Below are 1,677 nucleotides of genomic sequence, written 5' to 3'. Positions count from 1 at the left end.
TACGGGGGTAAGAGATGGCCTTGCCGCCAATGCAGCTGTGCAAATAACCTTTTAGGATCTGAGAGGCTTTGGCCCCTTATTCCTCCTCCTGAGATTATGAATCCAGATTTAGTTAGCAATGGAATGATCAATGCCCTGATCTAACATAACAAAGTAACTTCATAACAACTATTTTCTAATTCAGGCACGAACTCCATGAATACGTTCCACGTGCAAAAATTCATAAAATACTTTGCCAGCACAATTCTACTTTTACACTCGGGAAGCACCCTTGCGGAAAGTAATAATCATATAACGATCTCTAGCGGGACGACCAAAGGAGACATCATTGCTGCAACATCCAGCTCTGATGCAACTATCAGTAATAATAGCGTAAAAATTTCCGGAAGCTCCACCGTGGTTGATGGTTCCGTCGTCGGAGGACGGTCTATTGGAAACGGGAGCCTAACCGAGAACAAAGTTATCATCACAGATGGTGCCCACGTTACAGTCAACGTGTTTGGTGGACACACGACCAATAGCAGAAGCAAAGGAACCGCCAGCGAAAACACTGTGACGATCTCAGGATCAGGTACCCATGTTGAACGATCAGTATATGGCGCAAACTCATACGTAGGCGCGGACAATAACAAGGTATTTATCCTCGATGGTGCAACTGTAGGCGCATCGGGATACACAATTGTTGGCGGCTTCACCTCCTCAGGTAGCTTGGCAAACGCTGAACATAATAGTGTTGTTGTTTCTGGCAACGGAACAACGGTAACAGGCTACCTTATAGGCGGCGAGACGCAAGATTCCAGAGGCGCAGGTTCAGCTAACTTCAATAGTGTTGAGGTTACCTCGGGAGCCAAAACCAAAGGAAACATTGTTGGAGGAAGTTCAAAAACCCAAGGAGACGCAGCCAATAACACCGTCAAAATTTCCGGAAGTGGTACAGTTACAACCGGCGATGTCATGGGGGGAGCAAGCGCCGGCTCTGGCCTTACAACTCTCAATACTGTCGAAATTTCAGATGGGGCATCAATTGTTGGTTCTGTCTTTGGAGGCGCCTACAGCTCAAGCGATGGACAAGGAGACTACACCTTCAACTCCGTAAGCGTTAGCGGAGAGCGGACCTCAATTTCATCCTCACTTTTTGGCGGCAAGGCAAAGGCAGGCAACGCTAACGGAAACATGGTTTCCATAGAGGATGGCAGCATCGGCGCGTCCGTCTATGGCGGTTTCAGTGACGCGGGCAACGCCAGCGAAAACTCTGTCTCCATCTCCGGCGGTTTAGTGCAAGGCGATGTTGTGGGTGGTTACGCGAACAATGGCTCCGCTACCCAAAATACGGTGACCATTAAGGGCGGTAGCTTTATGGGTAACCTTTTTGGAGGTTACAAAGAAGCCGATATAGGCTCAACTGATCTAATCAGCGGAAATAACTTAGAGCTGCATAGTAAACTTGTTCTCGAAGCCGGAAAAACGGCTGCATATTTTGAGAGCTATAATTTCTTCATTTCCCCTGATATTGCCGCTGGAGATACGATGCTAACCGCGGGTTCTGCTGTAGATTTTCAGCCTGTTCAAGGCAATCAGAACAATGTGCAATCCAAGATAAAAATCGCAAGCGTATCTACCGACACTCAATTAGTCGTCGGCGACAAGATCACCTTGATCAACAAAACCGAAAACGCC

General features: G+C 47.5%; 1 protein-coding gene. It reads left to right on the top strand.

Features of this window, described 5'->3' with window-relative positions; all coding sequences use genetic code 11:
- Positions 1–195: 195 nt before the first annotated feature.
- Positions 196–1,677: hypothetical protein (locus tag E1162_RS00090; RefSeq protein ID WP_155125407.1), on the top strand; the 1,482-nt coding region annotated here is incomplete at its 3' end.

Source organism: Pseudovibrio flavus, assembly GCF_009711345.1.
In the GTDB taxonomy this organism is placed as follows: domain Bacteria; phylum Pseudomonadota; class Alphaproteobacteria; order Rhizobiales; family Stappiaceae; genus Pseudovibrio; species Pseudovibrio flavus.
The sequence above is the reverse complement of the archived record's forward strand: the minus strand, read 5'-3'. Positions and strand labels throughout refer to the sequence as shown.